This window comes from Kitasatospora sp. SC0581 (assembly GCF_048159585.1).
Classification (GTDB): domain Bacteria; phylum Actinomycetota; class Actinomycetes; order Streptomycetales; family Streptomycetaceae; genus Kitasatospora.
The window spans coordinates 1-695 of sequence record NZ_JBLRWA010000097.1; the positions used below are offsets into that span (position 1 = coordinate 1).

The following is a 695-nucleotide window of genomic DNA, read 5'->3' on the forward strand; positions in this document are numbered from 1 at the left end:
TCGAGGGTGTGTGACTGGTCGTTGTTTGAGAACTGCACAGTGGACGCGAGCATCTGTGGCCAAGTTTTTAAGGGCGCACGGTGGATGCCTTGGCACTAGGAACCGATGAAGGACGTGGGAGGCCACGATAGTCCCCGGGGAGCCGTCAACCAGGCTTTGATCCGGGGGTTTCCGAATGGGGAAACCCGGCAGTCGTCATGGGCTGTCACCCATACCTGAACACATAGGGTATGTGGAGGGAACGCGGGGAAGTGAAACATCTCAGTACCCGCAGGAAGAGAAAACAACCGTGATTCCGGGAGTAGTGGCGAGCGAAACTGGATGAGGCTAAACCGTATTGGTGTGAGACCCGGCAGGGGTTGCCAATGCGGGGTTGTGGGAATGAGCTTCAGTCGTCTGCCGGCGGCTGGGCGAGTCAGAAACCGTACAGGTAGTCGAAGGACATGCGAAAGGTCCGGCGTAGAGGGTAAGACCCCCGTAGACGAAATCTGTGCGGCTTGCTTGCTCATCTCCCAAGTAGCACGGGGCCCGAGAAATCCCGTGTGAATCTGGCGGGACCACCCGCTAAGCCTAAATATTCCCTAGTGACCGATAGCGGATAGTACCGTGAGGGAATGGTGAAAAGTACCGCGGGAGCGGAGTGAAATAGTACCTGAAACCGTGTGCCTACAAGCCGTGGGAGCGTCGTTCACCAG

1 rRNA gene is annotated in these 695 nt (G+C 57.3%); it reads left to right on the forward strand.

From position 1 onward, the window contains the following. Nucleotides 1-57: 57 nt before the first annotated feature. Nucleotides 58-695, forward strand: a 23S ribosomal RNA gene (locus tag ACLWS4_RS37235); the annotation flags it as partial.